The following is an 18460-nucleotide window of genomic DNA, read 5'->3' on the forward strand; positions in this document are numbered from 1 at the left end:
CGTTATCAATCATACCTTTCATTATAAACATATCTATACGGTTTATGCCAGCACTGGCGCACATTTTTTTCAAGCTGACATAAGAAAAGTTTAAGAGAAAGAGGCATTGGTCCAATCGCACGCAAAACCTGCCCCTGCATACACAGGGGACTAGCGTGTAGACAATGTTTTAATACCACCTGTGGAGGACGCGGACGCATGCCTCGGGTAAGACTTCAACTTCCTCGGCAGCCATTACATGTTCCGGCGGTACTGACCACCTACATCATACAATGCTTCTGTGATCTGACCGAGACTTGCCACTTTGACGGTTGCCATTAATTCAGCAAAAATGTTTCCGCCGGTAACCGCCGTTTCCTGCAGACGCTGCAATGCGAAAGGCGCTTCCTCGGCATGACGTGCTTGAAACGCGTGCAGTTTTTCGATCTGGCCGTCTTTTTCTTCTTTTGAAGCGCGGGCAAGCTCCATATCAAAGTCTTCTTCTTCCTCATGTGGACTCAAGTACGTATTCACCCCAACGATCGGCAGTTCACCTGTGTGCTTTTTCATTTCATAGTACATCGATTCTTCTTGAATCTTGCCGCGTTGATACTGCGTCTCCATGGCACCGAGCACTCCGCCCCGGTCGTTTATGCGCTCAAGTTCAGTGAGAACAGCTTCTTCCACAAGCTCTGTTAACTCCTCAACAATGAAAGAACCTTGGTGTGGGTTCTCATTTTTTGCAAGACCCATTTCTTTTGTAATGATCATTTGAATTGCCATCGCCCGGCGCACCGAATGCTCCGTCGGAGTCGTGACCGCCTCATCAAACGCATTTGTGTGCAGCGAGTTACAGTTATCATAGATCGCAAGGAGCGCCTGCAAGGTGGTGCGGATGTCATTAAAGTCTACTTCCATCGCGTGCAGGGAGCGGCCGGATGTTTGAATGTGGTACTTTAAACGCTGGCTCCGGCTGCTGCCGCTGTATTTGTCCCTCATCACGGTCGACCAGATGCGGCGGGCTACACGGCCGATCACCGTATATTCCGGATCGAGACCGTTACTGAAAAAGAATGATAGGTTTGGCGCAAATTCATCGATATCCATACCACGGCTCAAGTAATATTCCACATACGTAAAGGCATTCGCAAGCGTGAACGCAAGCTGGCTAATCGGGTTCGCCCCTGCTTCAGCAATGTGGTAACCGGAAATTGAAACAGAGTAATAGTTTTGTACCTCGTGGTCGATGAAATACTGCTGAATGTCACCCATCATACGCAGCGCAAATTCAGTCGAAAAGATACACGTGTTCTGTCCCTGATCCTCTTTTAAAATATCAGCCTGTACCGTGCCGCGTACAACTGACATCGTCTCACTTTGAATCTTTTGATATTCGCCGGCGTCCGGTGAGCGGCCGTTCTCTGCAGTAAAGCGCTCCACCTGCTGATCCACTGCGGTGTTCATAAACATAGCAAGAATGATCGGCGCCGGTCCGTTAATGGTCATCGAGACAGAGGTAGATGGCGCCGTTAAATCAAACCCTTCGTACAATTTTTTCATGTCATCAAGGGTGGCGATGCTTACACCACTCTCTCCGATTTTACCGTAAATGTCCGGACGCGGATCAGGATCAGCCCCGTACAGTGTGACCGAATCAAACGCCGTGCTCAATCTCTTTGCGTCATCGTCCTGGGATAAATAGTGAAAGCGCCGGTTCGTCCGCTCCGGCGGTCCTTCACCGGCAAACTGCCGCTTTGGATCTTCACCTTTGCGTTTAAATGGAAAGACGCCGGCTGTAAACGGAAAACGCCCAGGAACATTTTCCTTGTACGACCAGCGGACAATTTCGCCCCAGTCTTTAAAATGCGGCAGCTGCACCCGCGGGATCTTTAAGCCTGATAAAGTTTCAACGTTCAACTCATTAACGATTTCTTTTCCGCGGATAACTGTTGTATGAGTGTCACCGCTGTATTCCTCGTGTAGTGCCTCCCAGTTATCGAGCACCGCTTTCGTTTCGTCAGTGAGTTCAGTTTCTACGCTCTCTATTTTTGTATCAATGGCTCCAATCACTTCCGGTGCGCCTGTTTCAAGCTGCTTTTTCGTACCATCAAGTTGAAACAACCGCCGCGCTGCATCCGCCTGCTCATCTGCATGCGCTTTATAGCTGCGCACAGTTTCAGCAACGTGTTGTAAATACTGCACCCGCTCCGGCGGAATGATATGGTCTTTCTCACCAGGGGTACCGTTTATCGCTAAATCTGCCGGCCAATCGGTACCGAAGCGTTCATTTACCACATTTGTCAGGGCGTTAAATAAAACATTCGTGCCGGCGTCATTAAACTGGCTCGCAATGGTTGGATATACCGGCATCGACTCAAGCGGCTCATCAAAGCGGAGATGGGCACGCTGATACTGTTTACGCACATCGCGGAGTGCATCTTCAGACCCTTTTCTGTCGAATTTATTAATCGCAATTAAATCAGCAAAATCAATCATATCGATTTTTTCAAGCTGGGATGGTGCACCGAATTCACTCGTCATGACATACATCGCTACGTCCGCTACATCAGTAATCTCTGCATCCCCCTGCCCGATCCCACTCGTTTCAATAATGATGAAATCATAACCTGCCGCTTTTGTGAGCAGCAGTGCTTCATCCATATTTTTTGTCATCTCCGTTTTTGATCCCCGCGTGGCAAGGCTCCGCATAAACACGCGCGGTGAATGAATGGCATTCATCCGAATCCGGTCACCAAGCAGCGCACCGCCGGTTTTCTGCTTCGTTGGATCAATGGAAAGAATGGCAAGCTTTTTCTCAGGAAACTGGTGGAGAAAACGGCGGACGAGTTCATCCGTCAGTGAGCTCTTGCCGGCGCCGCCAGTACCAGTCATACCAAGCACCGGAGCGTTCGGTTTTTCCGCTTCGAGGGCTTTAATCCCCTCCGTGAGTGCTATGTTTTCAGTATCAGCAGATAACTCCACTGCCGAGAGCATACGCGTTAAACTTTGCATCTCCCCTGCTTGCAAAGCCTTCATATCAGCTTCGACCTGCTTTGGTGTCGCAAAGTCGCTCATCTCAAGCATGCGGCTGATCATTCCCGGCAGGCCGTATTCCCTCCCGTCTTCCGGCGAGAAAATTCGGGCAATCCCGTAGTTATGAAGCTCCTTAATTTCCGGCGGTGTGATTACACCTCCACCTCCACCGAAAATTTGAATATGACCGGCGCCGCGTTCCTTTAAAAGATCGTAGCAGTACTTAAAATATTCAATATGTCCCCCTTGGTAAGATGAAATCGCAATCCCCTGCACATCTTCTTGAATGGCTGCTTCAACCACCTCTTCAGCAGCGCGGTTATGACCGAGGTGAATCACTTCGGCGCCGCCGGACTGCAGGAGCCGGCGCATAATATTAATTGAGGCGTCATGACCATCGAACAAGCTTGAAGCTGTCACAAACCGGATGTGATTAACCGGGCGGTACATGTTTTGCTGGGCCACCCTCATCTCCCCCTTTTATTTTCAACATCAGCTTTTAAACCAGACAAAATCTGTTCAATTTGTGCTTTTGTGTACGTCTCAAGCGAATAACTTGAAGCTAGTGACCAGCGGCGGAAAGCCCACATATGGCCTTTAACCATTAAATTCTCTGCAGCAAGCGGCAGCTGCTCATCAGGCAGTTGGATCACACCTTCAGCACGGCTTTTTGCAAGCACGTCCTGAATCCGCTCTGTCATTTCTTTTTCCCGCTGCAGCACGTATGGGAGTGCCTCTTTCGGCAGCGACTTTGCCTCTTGATACATCACGAGCACTTCATCCTGCATCTCGTCGATTACTTTAAATAAGGAGCGCACAAGGTGACGGACGCGCTCGACCCCTGCATTTTCTTCGGTTAAGAGCTGTTCAAGCCGTTCCATCACTTCACCATAAACTGCATCACAAACAAGATATAGTACATCCTCTTTTGAACCGATATACTCGTACAATGTACCGATACTAAAGCCGGAAGCCTTTGCGATCTCACGGGTTGTTGTCCGGTGGAATCCTTTTTCTTTGAAAAGAGCCACCGCCCCTTTCACCATCTGCGCCCGGCGTTTATGAACAAGTGCTTCATCTTTTACAAGTGACGGGACACGCTTTTTCTCCATCCACTTACCTCCCTTTTAAGTTATCATCAATCTGCAAGCAGCATCTTTGAAATGACGAGACGCTGAATTTCATTTGTCCCTTCATAAATCTGGGTGATTTTTGCATCACGCATGTAACGTTCCACAGGGTACTCTTTCGTGTAGCCGTAACCGCCAAACACCTGCACCGCTTCTGTTGTCACTTCCATCGCCGTGTCGCCGGCCATCAGTTTACTCATAGCTGATGCTTTACTATATGGAAGTTTCTCGCTTTCCCGCCACGCCGCTTGATACGTTAAGAGTCGCGAAGCTTCGATTTTTGTAGCCATGTCTGCGAGCTTAAACGCCACACCTTGTTGTTCACCGATCGGTTTGCCGAACTGTTTACGCTCATTCGCATAACCGGTCGATGCATCGAGTGCGCCTTGAGCAATACCGACCGCTTGGGCGGCAATACCATTACGTCCGCCGTCGAGCGTCATCATCGCAATTTTAAAGCCCTGGCCTTCTTCACCGAGCAGGTTTTCCGCCGGCACGCGGCAGTCTTCCATAATGATTTCTGTCGTCGGTGAAGAACGGATCCCGAGTTTCTCTTCTTTCTTTCCAACTGAAAAACCAGGAAACTCTTTCTCGACAATAAACGCACTCACGCCTTTATGTTTTTTCGCAGCATCTGTAACCGCAAAGACGATGTAGTAATCCGCTAAGCCGCCGTTTGTTATAAAAATTTTCGAACCATTTAAAATATAGCTGTCGCCGTCTTTTTCCGCTGTCGTTTTCATATTGGCCGCATCAGAACCAGATCCCGGTTCAGTTAACCCGTAAGCCCCGATCTTTGAGCCTTCTGCCATCGCGCGCAAATACTTTTGTTTCTGTTCTTCAGTTCCGAACATGTAGACCGGCCAGCCGGCAAGCGACACGTGGGCGGATAACGTCACACCCGTTGAGGCACATACACGCGAAAGCTCCTCAACGGCGATACAGTAGCTGAGATAATCTGCTCCAATCCCGCCATACTCTTCCGGCCAAGGGATACCGGTTAAACCGAGTTCAGCCATCTGATCAAAAATCTCCCGGTCGAAGCGTTCTTCTTCATCGCGCTCTGCAGCTGTAGGCCCCACTTCATTTACAGCGAAGTCGCGGACCATTTTACGTATCATCTCTTGCTCATCTGTAAGTAAAAAATTCATGATTAGAACCCCTTTATTTATTAATCTTGCAGTAATTCGCGGCTGATGACATGTTTTTGAATTTCATTTGTACCTTCGTAAATCTCACATACTTTGGCATCCCGGAAAAACCGCTCGACCGGATACTCGGTGGTAAAGCCGTAGCCGCCAAACACCTGCACCGCCTCAATCGCTGTCTCCACCGCCGTTTTTGAAGCATAAAGTTTTGCCATGGATGCCTCTTTTACCGTGGTGCGGCCGTGATCCCGGAGCCCGGCCGCTTGATACGTTAATAAACGGGATGCTTCGACCGCTGTCGCCATGTCTGCAAGCTTGAAGGCAACGCCCTGCTGCTCACCGATCGGCTTACCAAACTGCTTACGTTCGTCCGCGTAAGCTGTAGCTGCTTCAAGCGCCCCTTCAGCAATACCTAGCGACTGCGCTGCGATACCGATTCGTCCGGCATCGAGGTTGGCCATGGCGATCTTAAAACCTTCGCCTTCTTCTCCCAATCGGTTTTCTTCCGGTACCCGGGCGTCTTCAAAAATAAGCTCTGTCGTGTTTGAGCCGCGAAGCCCCATCTTCTTCTCTTTTTTCCCTACTTGAAATCCTGGTGTATCCTTTTCAACGATAAACGCCGTGACACCTTTCGCACCGGCTGCAGGGTTTGTTTTCGCAAAAACGATATACGTATCAGCTGCCCCGCCGTTTGTAATAAAGACTTTTGAGCCGTTTAACACATAAGCTTCTCCGTCTTTAACAGCTGTTGTTTTCATCGCTTTTGCATCAGACCCGGCACCAGGTTCGGTTAAAGCAAACGCGCCAACGTATTCCCCTGAAGCAAGCTTTGGCACATACTTTTCCTTTTGGGCTTCACTGCCGAAATATAAAATCGGATTTGTGCCGACAGATGTATGCACCGACAAAATGACACCGACAGCCGGGTTCACTTTTGAGATCTCATGAATCGCTGTAATATAGGAGGTGAAATCCATCCCGGAGCCGCCGTAGTTTTCCGGGATCGGAATCCCCATGAGGCCAAGTTCTCCCATTGAACGGATTAGTTCATGTGGAAACTCATCTGTTGCTTCCATGTGGGGCGTGGCAGCGGCGACCCGGTCAGCAGCAAAATCCTGCACCATTTTTTTCATCATCTGCTGTTCTTCTGTGAGATGTAATTGCATGTTGCACCCCCTAGTTGTTGTACACGTAAAACCCGCGGCCGGATTTTCTACCGAGCCAGCCGGCTTTTACATATTTACGCAAGAGTGGAGACGGCCGGTATTTATCTTCGCCGAAACCTTCGTGAAGTACTTCCATAATGTAAAGGCAAGTATCCAAACCGATAAAATCAGCGAGGGTGAGCGGCCCCATCGGCTGATTCATTCCAAGCGTCATTACTTGATCGACATCTTCCGGTGCGGCAATCCCTTCATTTACCGTGCAAATCGCTTCGTTAATCATTGGCATGAGCACCCGGTTGGAAACAAAGCCTGGCGCATCGTTTACTTCCACAGGCGTTTTACCAAGCGCCTCAGCTGCTGCCTTCACATCCTTATACGTATCCTCATTTGTCTGCAGGCCGCGGATGACTTCTACAAGTTTCATAACCGGTACCGGGTTCATAAAGTGCATACCGATCACCTGCGCCGGCCGGTTCGTTTCAGCAGCAATCTCTGTGATCGGAAGCGACGACGTGTTGGTCGCTAAAATTGCTGTCGTCGGTGCATGACGATCGAGCTCTTGAAAGATTTTCTTTTTAATCTCCATCTGCTCAACTGCGGCTTCAATGCAGAGGTCAACATTGGCAGCATCTTCCAAGCTCGTTGACGGCGTAATCCGACCGAGTGCGTCCTGCATGGCATCCTGCTCCATACGTCCCTTATCCACCTGGCGCTGCAGCTGCTTTTCAATTCCCTGACGCCCTGCGGTTACCTTCTCTTCCGTTAAATCATTGAAATATACGTGAAAGCCAGCTACCGCATGCACCTGTGCAATCCCTGCTCCCATTTGTCCGGCGCCAACCACCATCACTGTCTGCATACTCATATAACCCGCTCCTTTATTAAAAATTTGATTAGCCTTCTCTGCTTCATTTTATGGATCTACACGGAGGAGCACTGCATCGCCCTGGCCACCGCCGCTGCAAATCGCAGCAATACCAAGTCCACCGCCCCGCCGCTTTAATTCGTGGGCAAGCGTTAAAATAATTCGGGCACCACTTGCGCCGATCGGATGGCCAAGGGCAACCGCACCACCATTTACGTTCAGCTTCGCTTCATCAAGCTTGGCGATATTGCGACTTGCAAGCGCTACCGCCGCAAACGCTTCATTCACTTCAAATAAATCGATATCTTGAAGCGAACAGCCACTTTTACGAAGCAGTTGTTCAATGACCAGGCCAGGTGTTTTCGGGAAATCTTTTGCTTCCAGCGCCAGTGACGTCTGACACTCAATGGTCGCAAGCGGCTGCATGCCACGGTCGTGTGCGCTCGCTTCGTCCATCAAAAGCATCGCGCATGCGCCGTCGTTTACGCCTGGGGCGTTGCCGGCCGTAATCGTACCATCGCGCCCGAAGACCGGTTTTAAGCCAGCTAATGTTTCGACGGTTGTATCCGGTCTAAGTGCTTCATCTTCAGAAATGGTCGTTACGTCACCTTTTCGGCTGCGCACTTCAATCGGCTCGATTTCTTCGGCAAACCGGCCGGACGCCTGCGCTTTTGCTGCGAGCTCATGACTCCGTGCCGCCCATGCATCCTGCTCACTTCGTGAAATCTCCAGCTCTTCTGCAGTATAGTTGCCGTAAACGCCCATGTGTACATCTGTAAAACTGCACTGCAGGCCGTCTTTCAGCATTAAATCTTCAGCAATGCCGTCTCCCATACGCTCACCAAAGCGCATATTCGGCAGCGTGTACGGCGCCTGGCTCATTGATTCCATTCCACCGGCTGCAACAATTTGTCCGTCCCCGGCGCGAATAATTTGATCCGCAAAAGTAACGCTGCGCATGCCGGAGGCACACACCTTATTAATCGTTTCTGTCGTTACATCCCACGGGAAACCGGCTGCGTGCGCTGCCTGCCTGGAAGTGATCTGTCCCTGCCCGCCTTGAAGTACATGCCCCATCAAAACTTCTTCAATTTCTTCTGGTGCAGTATTAGCTCTTGCAGCTGCTGCCTGCAGCACATGACCGCCGAGCTCAGCAGGTTTCACAGTTTTCAAGCTGCCGCCAAATACGCCAAACGGGGTTCGTGCGCCGGCAATGATCGCTGTCTTTTTCATAAAAAATACCTCCTTTGATGCATAAGCGACTGAACGCTCGCTCGCCACATATATATACGTAAACTTCTACAATCTTATTATTTCGCAATCTTTGAAAACGCTTTCTTTTAACTTACTTCATTATGGAAAAAAACGCAAGGTTGTACCATTGAATTAATCTATATCTGTAAAAAACCCCCGTCGCAGCTTTATGCGGCTGCCACGGGGATTCGGCCCGCTGTTATACAGTTTCAGGCTCTGGTTCGGGCTCCGGGTTTGGTTCAACGTGTTGTTGACCGCCAAGCACAGAGCGCTCTAAGATCTCAGCAACATCCATCGTCGCTATATCATCTTCAACTTCTTTATCTTTCGTTCCGTCACTTAACATCGTTAAGCAGTACGGACAACCGCTGCCGATCATCGATGGGTTGACATCAAGTGCCTGCTCGGTGCGGGCGGTGTTAATGCGGTGGCCTGCTTCTTCTTCCATCCACATCATCCCGCCGCCGGCGCCGCAGCACATGCCGTCTTCGCGGTTACGCTCCATCTCAACAACCTGCAGCCCCGGAATGTTTTCTAAAATGTGACGCGGCGGATCATACACTTCATTGTAACGACCAAGGTAGCAGGAGTCGTGATACGTGATCACTTCGTTAATCGCTTCATTTGGCTTCAAGTGCCCTTCATCAATGAGCCACGCAAGCATCTCCGTATGGTGATACACTTCTACATCTTCAAGCCCGAATTCCGGGTATTCGTTTTTAAAGATATTATAAGCGTGCGGATCAATGGTAACGATCTTTTTCACATCATTTTTCTGAAACTCTGCGATGTTATCAGCCGCAAGCTCCTGGAATAAAAACTCGTTACCGATACGGCGCGGTGTGTCACCAGAGTTTTTCTCTTTATTACCAAGAATCGCAAACTTCACCCCGGCTTCATTCATTAGACGGGCAAACGACTGAGCGATTTTTTGACTCCGCTTGTCATAAGAGCCCATAGACCCGACGAAAAAGAGGTATTCAAATTCTTCCTCGCGCTTTTTCACTTCGCGTACCGTCGGCGCATCAATATCTTCGCGGCCCTCGCGCCACTTCTCCCGCTCTTTCCGGTTAATGCCCCACGGGTTACCCTGGCGCTCAATGTTTGTCATCGCACGCTGCGCTTCTGAATCCATTTTTCCTTCAGTCATTACAAGGTACCGGCGCATATCAATGATTTTATCGACGTGCTCATTCATAACCGGGCACTGGTCCTCACAGTTACGACACGTCGTGCATGCCCATAACTCTTCTTCTGTAATCACATCACCGATCAAGCTTACATCATACATTGATGCGGCTGCTGCTTCATCAAGTGATTGACCGGCGAGCTGGTTAGCGTTCGCACCACTGAAGGCATATGTCGGCATCCAAGGCTGGCGCGAAGTAACGGCCGCACCTTTTTCTGTTAAATGATCGCGCATTTTCAAAAGCAGATCCATCGGTGACAGCATTTTACCGCTGCCAGTGGCGGGACACATGTTGGTACAGCGCCCGCACTCTACACAGGCGTACAGATCAAGCAGCTGTTTTTGGTCAAAGTCTTCAATTTTACCTTTGCCGAACTCTTCTTTTGTTTCATCTTCAAAATCAATCGCATCTAATTTACCGGTCGGCCGGGTCGGACCAAGCCAGACGTTTGCCGGGCCGGCAATTAAGTGAGCGTGTTTGGACTGCGGGATGTAGACAAGGAAGGTAAGCAAAAACAATAAGTGTGCCCACCATGCAACGTAGAAAATCCCAATCGCTGCAGCCTCACCGAGAGGCGCCATCGCGAACCCTAGCATTGAAGCAATCGGCTCAAATCCGGTTGCTGCCCGGTCATGCCATACCATGTCCGCACCTTTGGCGAATAATTTCGAAACCATTAAGCCCCCGATAAAGATCAGTACAAGGCCAGCTTTCCAATTCTGCTTCAGGCGTACGAGTTTCTCCACATAACGGCGGTAAAACGCCCATACAACTGCGGCAAGAATCATAACAACAATAATTTCCTGGGAAATCGTAAAAATCGGATAAACCGGACCAAGCGGCAAGTGTGAGCCCGGGTTCAAGCCGCGCCAGATGACATCAATGGCGCTCACTTGTACGAGCAAAAAGCCGTAAAAGAACATGACGTGGATGATACCGCTCTTCTTATCTTTCAGCAGCTTTTTCTGTCCGAAGACGTTAACGAGCACATCATTCCAACGTTCTTTTGCTGACTTAATAAACGTCGGCTTTTCCCCGAGCTTTACAAACATCGTCCTCGTTTTTACGAGCGATGCAAATAAGTAAATGGCGTAAATCGTAATTGCGAGAAACGCAATAAAGTTAATCCAGAGAAATGTCTCCATATAAATCTTCCCCCTTATAAAAAACATGTTGTAAAAATCGGCTGACAATTTTGAGGATTTGAAAACAGTATAACAAAAAATATAATGAATGAACATTCACTCGGAGTAAATTTTTTAAATTTCTTACATGCCGTTTAAAAATCCCGCAGCAGACTGGACTTATAAAGTTTTTGTGTGTACGCGGAGTTTTTCGGGCAGACTATGACAAAGCAACATTGTAAAGGGGCGACTGCAGTGGAAGGACAATGGATGTTATTCATACTGCTCATTCTTATCGGCTGGATCACACTCGATTTTTATTTAGGTAGAAAAACATATACGACGCCAGCATTTCGACGTTTTGCAGACGGAGAAATTGAACTAATTGACGATGGGGAGTCATTGTACGAAAAACTGCACGCTGACATTCAGCATGCAGCACATACGGTAGACTTGTCGTTTTTTATTTTTCGCAGCGATGATACTGGCGAACGGTTTTTAACGCTGCTTGAGCGAAAAGCAGCGGAAGGGGTTCGTGTACGCTTAATGGTCGATCAGGTTGGCAGTGCGCTAACCCGGTCACGGCGTAAATCCTTGGAAACTTATGGAGTTAAAGTTAAACTTGCAGCCCCGGTACGCCCACCCTTTTTCTTAGCTGCACTCAACCGGCGCAACCACCGGAAAACGACTGTGATCGATGGCAAAGCTGCTTACACTGGCGGATTTAATGCTGGAGAGGAATATATCGGCCGGCGTACAAAACTCGGATTCTGGCGCGATTATCATGTACGATTAACCGACGGCGCAGCAGACACTTTGCAGCAGATCTTTGATGCGGATTGGGCTGAAAATACAGCCGTGGGGACAAAAGAAGGAGACGGGCGTATTCAAATTGTTGCTTCAAATGGTACAGAACTTGAAAAAGTCATGGGAGATATGATCAACAAAGCGGAAAGCTCACTCGATATGGTAACACCTTACTACATCCCGCCTGCATCTATTCATGCAGCTGTAGTTAAAGCCACGGCCCGTGGTGTCAACGTGCGACTGCTCGTACCCATGTTTGCGGATCATCCTTTTGTGAAAGAAACAGGTTTTACGTACTTTCAAGAGCTGCTTGAAGCAGGTGCTGACGTGCTTTTGTACAATCGGGGATTTTTCCACGGTAAAGCTGTCATCATTGATAGACAATTGGCTGATGTTGGCACAGCCAACCTTGATTACCGCAGTATGTACTGGAACCAAGAACTAAACTTAATTATTGAGAACCACTCGGTGTTACAAACGCTGAACGAAGCTGTTCAACGAGATATGGCTGATGCTGTGCCGCTTTATTTAAAAGACCTCACCGACCGCTCGGCATGGCAGCGCTTGAAAGGAGGCATCGGCCGACGTATACGCTGGCTGTTGTAAACGTAAAGCCCCAATAAAAAAAGGCCATCCCATAAGATATGATTTAAATGATTGGCACGGGAAATATACTCGCTTTCCGCAGGCAACGCTTCAGCTTCCTCATGAGCGAAACCCGCTCATTGCGGGATCTTCAGCTGTTGCTTTTCCTGCAGGAGTCTCATATATTTCCTGTACCTTTTCTTAAAATCGGATGTTTATAACCTTTTGAGACAGTTCCTTCAGCGTGTAGACAAACTATTGAAAAAGCTAAGGCTGACGTCGCTTTTCGACTGACATTTGCACCCGGAGGGCACAAGTGCGACACTGGTTTAACCTACGCTGACGCTTGATCTCATCGTGTGTTCTTAGCCCCCATCACGGCCTGGAGGATTTTCGGTTCGCGCTGTTCCTGGTGGCGTCGCCGCCAATCCTCGTCAGCCTTTAGTGATTTGGGTAGTCATGAATTGTAGAGATTCTTTTGATCAAGCAATAGCTACATGGATGAATTTCATAATAACGCTATATGAATGATAAAACGAACCCTATCCATTGGAAATGATGATAACCTGTAAATTGAAAAGTGACCGAAACGAAAGACGGCGACTCCCAGAGGGCAAAGCGCAGGCTGAAGATCCACTTGTTCGATTGGCAATCAATCGAACAAGTTAGCTGAAGCCAAGCCCTCGGGAAAGCGTCCGTCTGAAGTGAAGGTTACGTTCATGATTCGATTTTATCCTATTCATACGATATTCCGCGGCTCAGAGCAGTAAGCTGAGCGGAAATCTTTGGTTTGGTAGTTTGTCGACAGCCTGGGCACTCCTAAAAGTGAGGGCTTTTTTAAATTTACTTCGTCACAAAACACAGCATTCATAGAACGCGGCGTGATTCAAAGTCGCTTAAAATGGCGTTTAACGCTGCCGGCTGCCGGGTCGGTACTTGGTGCATAACGCCGCCGACAAGTACGGTTTCGAGCTGTCCCGGGGCGAGCCCTTTCTCAAATAAAAGCTGGTAGCCGTGCACATACTTATCACCTGTTCCGTACACGAGGGTGACCGGAACTTTGAGCTCATCAAGCGCAGATTCCACACTCACCGAAAGCGAATGCTGGTACAACGCCTTTACCGCCAATGGATCCGCCTGCGCCACCGTCTGTCGGATCGCCTGCCGGTGCCCCGGATGGGACGTATGTGCCGCCCCGAGCACCGAACCAAGCAGATTCATCCACGCATGATTTGCGACCTGGAGTCCTAGTTCAAACTCTTTTTGAAGCAAGAAGGAGGCCGCTTCCGGAAACCCACCCACAAGCACAAGCCCCTTCGTCCGCTCCGGGTACAATTGAGCAAATGTGAGCGCAGCCATGCCCCCGTTGGAGTAGCCGACGAGCGTGAGCCGGTCGATCCCTTCCTGATCAGCGGCATGTTTCATGTCTTCCGCCCATTGTGCCAGTGTAACCGCCACTGCTCCAGATTCACTGCCACCGTGACCGCGGGCGTTTAATAGAAGAAGACGGTGGTTCGCGCGCAGCGGATGCTGCTGCCAAAAAGTAACCGCCCCCATCGCCGGCGGGTGGAAAAAACCAAGCGCCGGACCTTGTCCCCATAAGCTGTATGTCAGCCGGGTGCCCCGTGAAATGACTTCAGCCATACACTTCCTCCTTAGTGCGCGTTATCCGCCTCCGAAGAAAGGAGCCACCCACATATACAACCGGTAGCCGAGGAATATACCAACAATCCCCATAATACCAGCAAGCGCCGGCGGTGCCGGAATCGGAAGACGGAGAAGCGCGAAAATAAATCCGACGAATAAGCCGGAACCTAAAGCTAGAAAAACTTCTTTCATTTTTGCCACAACCTTTCCTTAATATGTGCATTTTTGCTTTTTATATGTATGAAAAAGCCGGCCGGCCAGGGACATCCCCCGGCCGCCGGCGTATATTAGGATGATGTTGTTTCGCGTTCAACCACGTGTGTGCCAGCGACAAGATCGTGGATGGCGCGCCGGTCTTTGCGGAACACCACCATAAAGGCAGAGACGACTGCAGCAATGCCGAGTGTGACGGTACCGATCATTGCTTTACCGATGACTTCACGTAAAAGCATTGTGCCTAACCCGACATCATGATGATCTTGTTTCATGATTTTTAAACGCAGGGCACGTTTACCGACCGTGTAGCCTGTCCAAACCGCGGGAAGCAGCGTTAAATACACAATTGCCATCAAGCTTTCAAAAACCTGGGTCATCCTAGCTGCTGGATCCATGCCGCTTAGCTGTAAGAATAGAAATACGCCTGCACCGAGCACGAAACCATCTAAAATAACGCTTGCCAAGCGCTGCAGGGCATACAGCCCTTGTGCTTTCCAACCGCCTGCCATTTACATCCGCTCCGGCGCGGAAACACCGATGATGCGCATGCCATTTTGCAGCGTTATTTGTACGGCTTTAGCAAGGACAAGGCGCGCCTTCGTTTTCGCTTCATTTTCCTGATCCATGACGCGCTCAGCATTATAGAAGCTGTGGAAGGAAGCAGCAAGTTCATGCAGGTAGTTTGTCATCCGGTGCGGCGCATGCAGGCGGGCGGCGTCTGCGACCACTTCCGGAAATTCACCGATTTTTTTCAAAAGGTCATACTCTTTTTCCGACGCTACCGGCGAGAGATCAACTGCCGGATCATACGTAATACCGCGCTCGTCTGCCTGACGGAAAATACTGCAAAGACGGGTATGAGCATACTGCACATAGTACACTGGATTTTCATTGGACTCAGATACTGCTAGATCCATATCAAAGTCCATGTGGGTGTCGGCACTGCGCATCGCAAAGAAATAGCGGGTCGCATCCAAACCGACATCTTCCATCAACTCACGGAGGGTGACTGCGTTGCCGGTCCGTTTGCTCATCTTCACTTTTTCTCCGCTGCGGAGCAGGTTAACCATTTGGACAATCTCTACATCGAGCGTATCATGCGCGTAGCCGAGCGCTTGAATCGCCGCCTGCATCCGCGGAATATAGCCGTGGTGATCTGCACCCCAAATGTTGATGAGCGAGTCAAAGCCGCGGTCAAGCTTGTTTTTATGATACGCAATGTCCGGCATTAAGTACGTGTACGTCTGGTCATTTTTCACGAGCACCCGGTCTTTATCGTCGCCAAATTCACTTGATTTAAACCAAACAGCGCCGTCCGCTTCATATACGTAACCTTTTTCTTTTAAGAGCATTAATGTCTCTTCAATTTCGCCGCTTTCATAAAGTGCAGTTTCAGAGAACCACTCATCAAAAGTTACACCAAACGCAGACAGGTCGGCCTTCAGTTTATCGAGTTCTTTTTTCAAACCGAGTTCACGGAAAATCGCGAGACGTTCCTCTTCCGGAAGGCCTGCGTAGCGATCCCCGTTTTCTTCAGCGAGGCGTTCGCCAATCTCTTTCACATCATCACCGTGATAACCGTCCTCCGGCAGCGCTGCTTCATGACCAAGCGCCTGCAAGTACCGGGCTTCCACCGAAAGTGCCAGCCCTTCCACTTGATTGCCGGCATCGTTAATGTAATATTCGCGCGTTACATTGTAACCAGCCATATCGAGAATGTTGCAGAGCGAGTCACCGACTGCCGCTCCCCGGGCGTGACCGAGATGGAGATCCCCTGTCGGATTGGCAGAAACAAACTCAACCTGCACACGCTCCCCGCCGCCGACATCAGTCCGTCCGTAATCGGCACCGGCTTCAAGCACTGCCGGAATAATCTCGCGCAAATAGGCATTATCAAGAAAGAAATTGATAAAGCCTGGACCGGCAATATCAATTTTTTCAATCGAAGCTTTCGCATAATCCATTTCAGCGGTTAGCTCTTCAGCAATTTGACGGGGATTTTTCTTTGCAATTTTCGTCAACTGCATCGCCATGTTCGTTGCAAAGTCACCGTGCTCTTTTTCTTTCGGCTGTTCTAACATCACGTCCGGCACTTCCTCCGGCGCTGCAAGGCCCGCCTTCGTCACGGCACTTGCGATTTCTGCTTTTAAATTCTCTTTCATCTGCTCCATGCTATTCATTGTCGCCTGGGTCCTCCTCAATGGAAATCTTCACGTCATACGTGCCGGCTTCTGTGCCCTGCACGCGCATTTGATATTGAAACTGTATGCTGTGAACCTGCGGGCCGCTCCAGTCACTTGTTACGTGGTGCGTGCGGGCTTCGGTTTTCATCAAGCCGTATGGCGTTTCGTAGCTGCCTTCCGTCGTTTCACCTTGCTGAAACTGCTGGCGCATGGATACTGCGCCTTTACGAATCACCGTGAGTTCATGTTCGCCGACTTTCAGCACAGTGTTCACTTCGCCAATGCCATCTAGCTGCTCAGTAAACATTACGTAGCGGTAACCCCGCTTTTTATGCAGCTCACCTGGTGCTTGAATGTGCATCTGTTCCTTCTTTCCGTCTTGTTCAATGTTCGTTTTCATGGAGACATCAACGGCGGTTTTCATTTCCTGTTCCGCTGTCATGTGCATCACCATGCCTTCCTCAAAGTTTAGCGGTTCCGCCTATCTGTTTCAAGGCTTCAGAAACGCTTGTCCTATATCTATGCAGCGAGCGCGCCTCGCTTGCTGAAAAATCTCATAGGTGCATTCTTGTATTATACCACGCGATCGAGGCGTAGAATACATGCCGCTTTTCATTACTTCAGTGCAGCTTGGCGTGATCCGGTTTCCGCTCCGAGATCGTGCTTCGCCTACCCAAGTCGTGCTTCGCCTACCCGAGATCGTGCTTCACCGCTCCGAGATCTTGCTTCGCCTACCCGAGATCGTGCCTCGCCGCTCCGAGATCGTGCCTCGCCTACCCGAGATCTTGCTTCGCCCACCCGAGATCTTGCTTCGCCTACCTGAGATCTTGCTTCGCCTACCCGAGATCGTGCCTCGCCGCTCCGAGATCGTGCCTCGCCTACCCGAGATCTTGCTTCGCCCACCCGAGATCTTGCTTCGCCTACCTGAGATCTTGCTTCGCCTACCCGAGGTCGTGCCTCGCATCCCCAAGGTCGTGCCTCAAGTATTCAACTTAAGCAGGTATATCTTTTTTCAAATGTAATTGTAGATTCTTTAAAATATTAAGGTATAATAATCTTATCCATTAGAGAGGGTGTTGCTTGTTGATTGTGAAACCTTTAGTCCAGCCTAAACCCCTTCGTCAGCTTGAAGTATTGATGCAGCGAACCCCGAGAGATCACACTGCCTTCCCCGAACTTGAGGCATCGTATCATAAGCGCCGCGCGGGCTATTATGGAGAGCAAAGCCTTACCTACATCTTCAAACGTTTCTTCCACAATGCCTATGTTCTGCAGGATCTCCGCCTTCCTTCCCTGACTGGAGGTTATTTTCAAATTGATGCCTTGATTTTGACGCCTCAACACCTATTTCTCCTTGAAGTAAAACACTTAAAAGGTACCGTGCACTTGGAATCTCCACACGGCTTACTTACACGAGAGCTAGATGGTACTGTCGAACAATTCCCTAACCCTTTACTTCAACTTCAAAATACTTCGGAACAACTGAAGATTTGGGCAAAAAACATGAGACTACCTAAACTTAAAGTCCATCACATCGCTGTTTTCACCCACTCTAACTGCATTTTGCAACGCCCAAAGGGAGCGCTGCTACTTAGGCCTGATGAAATATTTTGGTCGATCAAACATTACATTCAAAACCGAACGGAGGATACTGAATTGTGCCAAATTTGGAGCGATACACTGATTCAAGCACATACGCCGGCACCCCCAGCGGCATTAAATCGTTTGGGAATCACACGTAGTGAGATCTCGGGAGGTGTTTGGTGTTCTGATTGCAGCAAGTTGACGATGCGTTGGGAACGCCAGCGCTGGCGCTGTACAAAGTGTAAGCATTCAGATGCAAAAGGGCATATCGCAGCGTTACAAGACTTCTTCACTCTAAGTGAAGCCCCTTTTTCTAATGCTGATATTCAACATTTTCTTGATTTACCACGCAGCGCTACAGTCCGCCGGTTTTTATATGAAGTCGGCTGCGAACGACTCCCCAAGCCTAAAAGCCACCTCTACACGCACCGAAACATAGCTCACATTTTATAAAAGTGCTTTAATCTGTCAAGCACACGCTTCAGCCCTTCCAAACGTGCATCATTCCACCAATTTAAACGATCGTCCATGCGCTTGAGGACCTTAGTT

15 protein-coding genes are annotated in these 18460 nt (G+C 49.4%); 2 read left to right on the forward strand and 13 right to left on the reverse strand.

Features of this window, described 5'->3' with window-relative positions:
• Positions 1-234: 234 nt before the first annotated feature.
• The 7 genes from icmF to B0H94_RS06775 all read right to left on the reverse strand — a co-directional run bounded on the left by icmF (position 235) and on the right by B0H94_RS06775 (position 10910).
• Positions 235-3462, reverse strand: coding sequence for a fused isobutyryl-CoA mutase/GTPase IcmF (icmF, locus tag B0H94_RS06745; RefSeq protein ID WP_245893930.1), 3228 nt, complete (start codon positions 3460-3462; stop codon positions 235-237).
• A gap of 17 nt (positions 3463-3479) precedes the next feature.
• A complete protein-coding gene (locus B0H94_RS06750) occupies positions 3480-4124 on the reverse strand; it encodes a TetR/AcrR family transcriptional regulator (protein WP_106588503.1) in 645 nt (214 codons plus the stop codon).
• A gap of 26 nt (positions 4125-4150) precedes the next feature.
• On the reverse strand, positions 4151-5293 hold the full coding sequence (locus tag B0H94_RS06755; RefSeq protein WP_106588504.1) for an acyl-CoA dehydrogenase: 1143 nt from the start codon (positions 5291-5293) through the stop codon (positions 4151-4153).
• A gap of 20 nt (positions 5294-5313) precedes the next feature.
• A complete protein-coding gene (locus tag B0H94_RS06760) occupies positions 5314-6456 on the reverse strand; it encodes an acyl-CoA dehydrogenase (protein ID WP_106588505.1) in 1143 nt (380 codons plus the stop codon).
• Positions 6457-6466: 10 nt separating this feature from the next.
• Positions 6467-7321 (reverse strand): 3-hydroxybutyryl-CoA dehydrogenase, encoded by an 855-nt coding sequence (locus B0H94_RS06765; protein WP_106588506.1) that lies wholly within the window; start codon positions 7319-7321, stop codon positions 6467-6469.
• A 48-nt stretch (positions 7322-7369) separates the two neighbouring features.
• Positions 7370-8554: an acetyl-CoA C-acetyltransferase gene (locus B0H94_RS06770; RefSeq protein WP_106588507.1), complete on the reverse strand. Its 1185-nt coding sequence runs from the start codon at positions 8552-8554 to the stop codon at positions 7370-7372.
• A gap of 220 nt (positions 8555-8774) precedes the next feature.
• Positions 8775-10910, reverse strand: a complete 2136-nt coding sequence (locus tag B0H94_RS06775; protein ID WP_106588508.1) for a (Fe-S)-binding protein — start codon at positions 10908-10910, stop codon at positions 8775-8777.
• 234 nt (positions 10911-11144) lie between these two features.
• On the opposite strand from B0H94_RS06775, the gene B0H94_RS06780 reads away from it, so the two are divergent.
• Positions 11145-12302 carry a phospholipase D-like domain-containing protein gene (locus B0H94_RS06780; RefSeq protein ID WP_181315298.1) on the forward strand — a complete coding sequence of 386 codons (1158 nt, stop codon included), beginning with the start codon at positions 11145-11147 and terminating at the stop codon, positions 12300-12302.
• Positions 12303-13148: 846 nt separating this feature from the next.
• On the opposite strand, the gene B0H94_RS06785 is transcribed toward B0H94_RS06780, so the two are convergent.
• The 6 genes from B0H94_RS06785 to B0H94_RS15515 all read right to left on the reverse strand — a co-directional run bounded on the left by B0H94_RS06785 (position 13149) and on the right by B0H94_RS15515 (position 17230).
• A complete protein-coding gene (locus B0H94_RS06785; protein ID WP_106588510.1) occupies positions 13149-13925 on the reverse strand; it encodes an alpha/beta fold hydrolase in 777 nt (258 codons plus the stop codon).
• 21 nt (positions 13926-13946) lie between these two features.
• On the reverse strand, positions 13947-14120 hold the full coding sequence (locus B0H94_RS06790; RefSeq protein ID WP_106588511.1) for a XapX domain-containing protein: 174 nt from the start codon (positions 14118-14120) through the stop codon (positions 13947-13949).
• Between the two features lie 95 nt (positions 14121-14215).
• A complete protein-coding gene (locus B0H94_RS06795; RefSeq protein WP_106588512.1) occupies positions 14216-14653 on the reverse strand; it encodes an RDD family protein in 438 nt (145 codons plus the stop codon).
• Positions 14654-16324, reverse strand: a complete 1671-nt coding sequence (gene argS, locus B0H94_RS06800) for an arginine--tRNA ligase (RefSeq protein WP_106588513.1) — start codon at positions 16322-16324, stop codon at positions 14654-14656. It abuts the gene before it with no gap.
• A complete protein-coding gene (locus B0H94_RS06805) occupies positions 16317-16775 on the reverse strand; it encodes a YwiB family protein (RefSeq protein WP_181315299.1) in 459 nt (152 codons plus the stop codon). The genes argS and B0H94_RS06805 overlap by 8 nt, the downstream gene beginning before the upstream one ends.
• Before the next feature lie 221 nt (positions 16776-16996).
• Positions 16997-17230 (reverse strand): alanine-zipper protein, encoded by a 234-nt coding sequence (locus B0H94_RS15515; RefSeq protein ID WP_219899785.1) that lies wholly within the window; start codon positions 17228-17230, stop codon positions 16997-16999.
• Between the two features lie 186 nt (positions 17231-17416).
• On the opposite strand from B0H94_RS15515, the gene B0H94_RS06815 reads away from it, so the two are divergent.
• A complete protein-coding gene (locus tag B0H94_RS06815) occupies positions 17417-18364 on the forward strand; it encodes a nuclease-related domain-containing protein (protein WP_245893931.1) in 948 nt (315 codons plus the stop codon).
• The last annotated feature ends 96 nt before the right edge of the window (positions 18365-18460 follow it).

The organism is Salsuginibacillus halophilus (genome assembly GCF_003014715.1).
GTDB lineage: Bacteria > Bacillota > Bacilli > Bacillales > Marinococcaceae > Salsuginibacillus > Salsuginibacillus halophilus.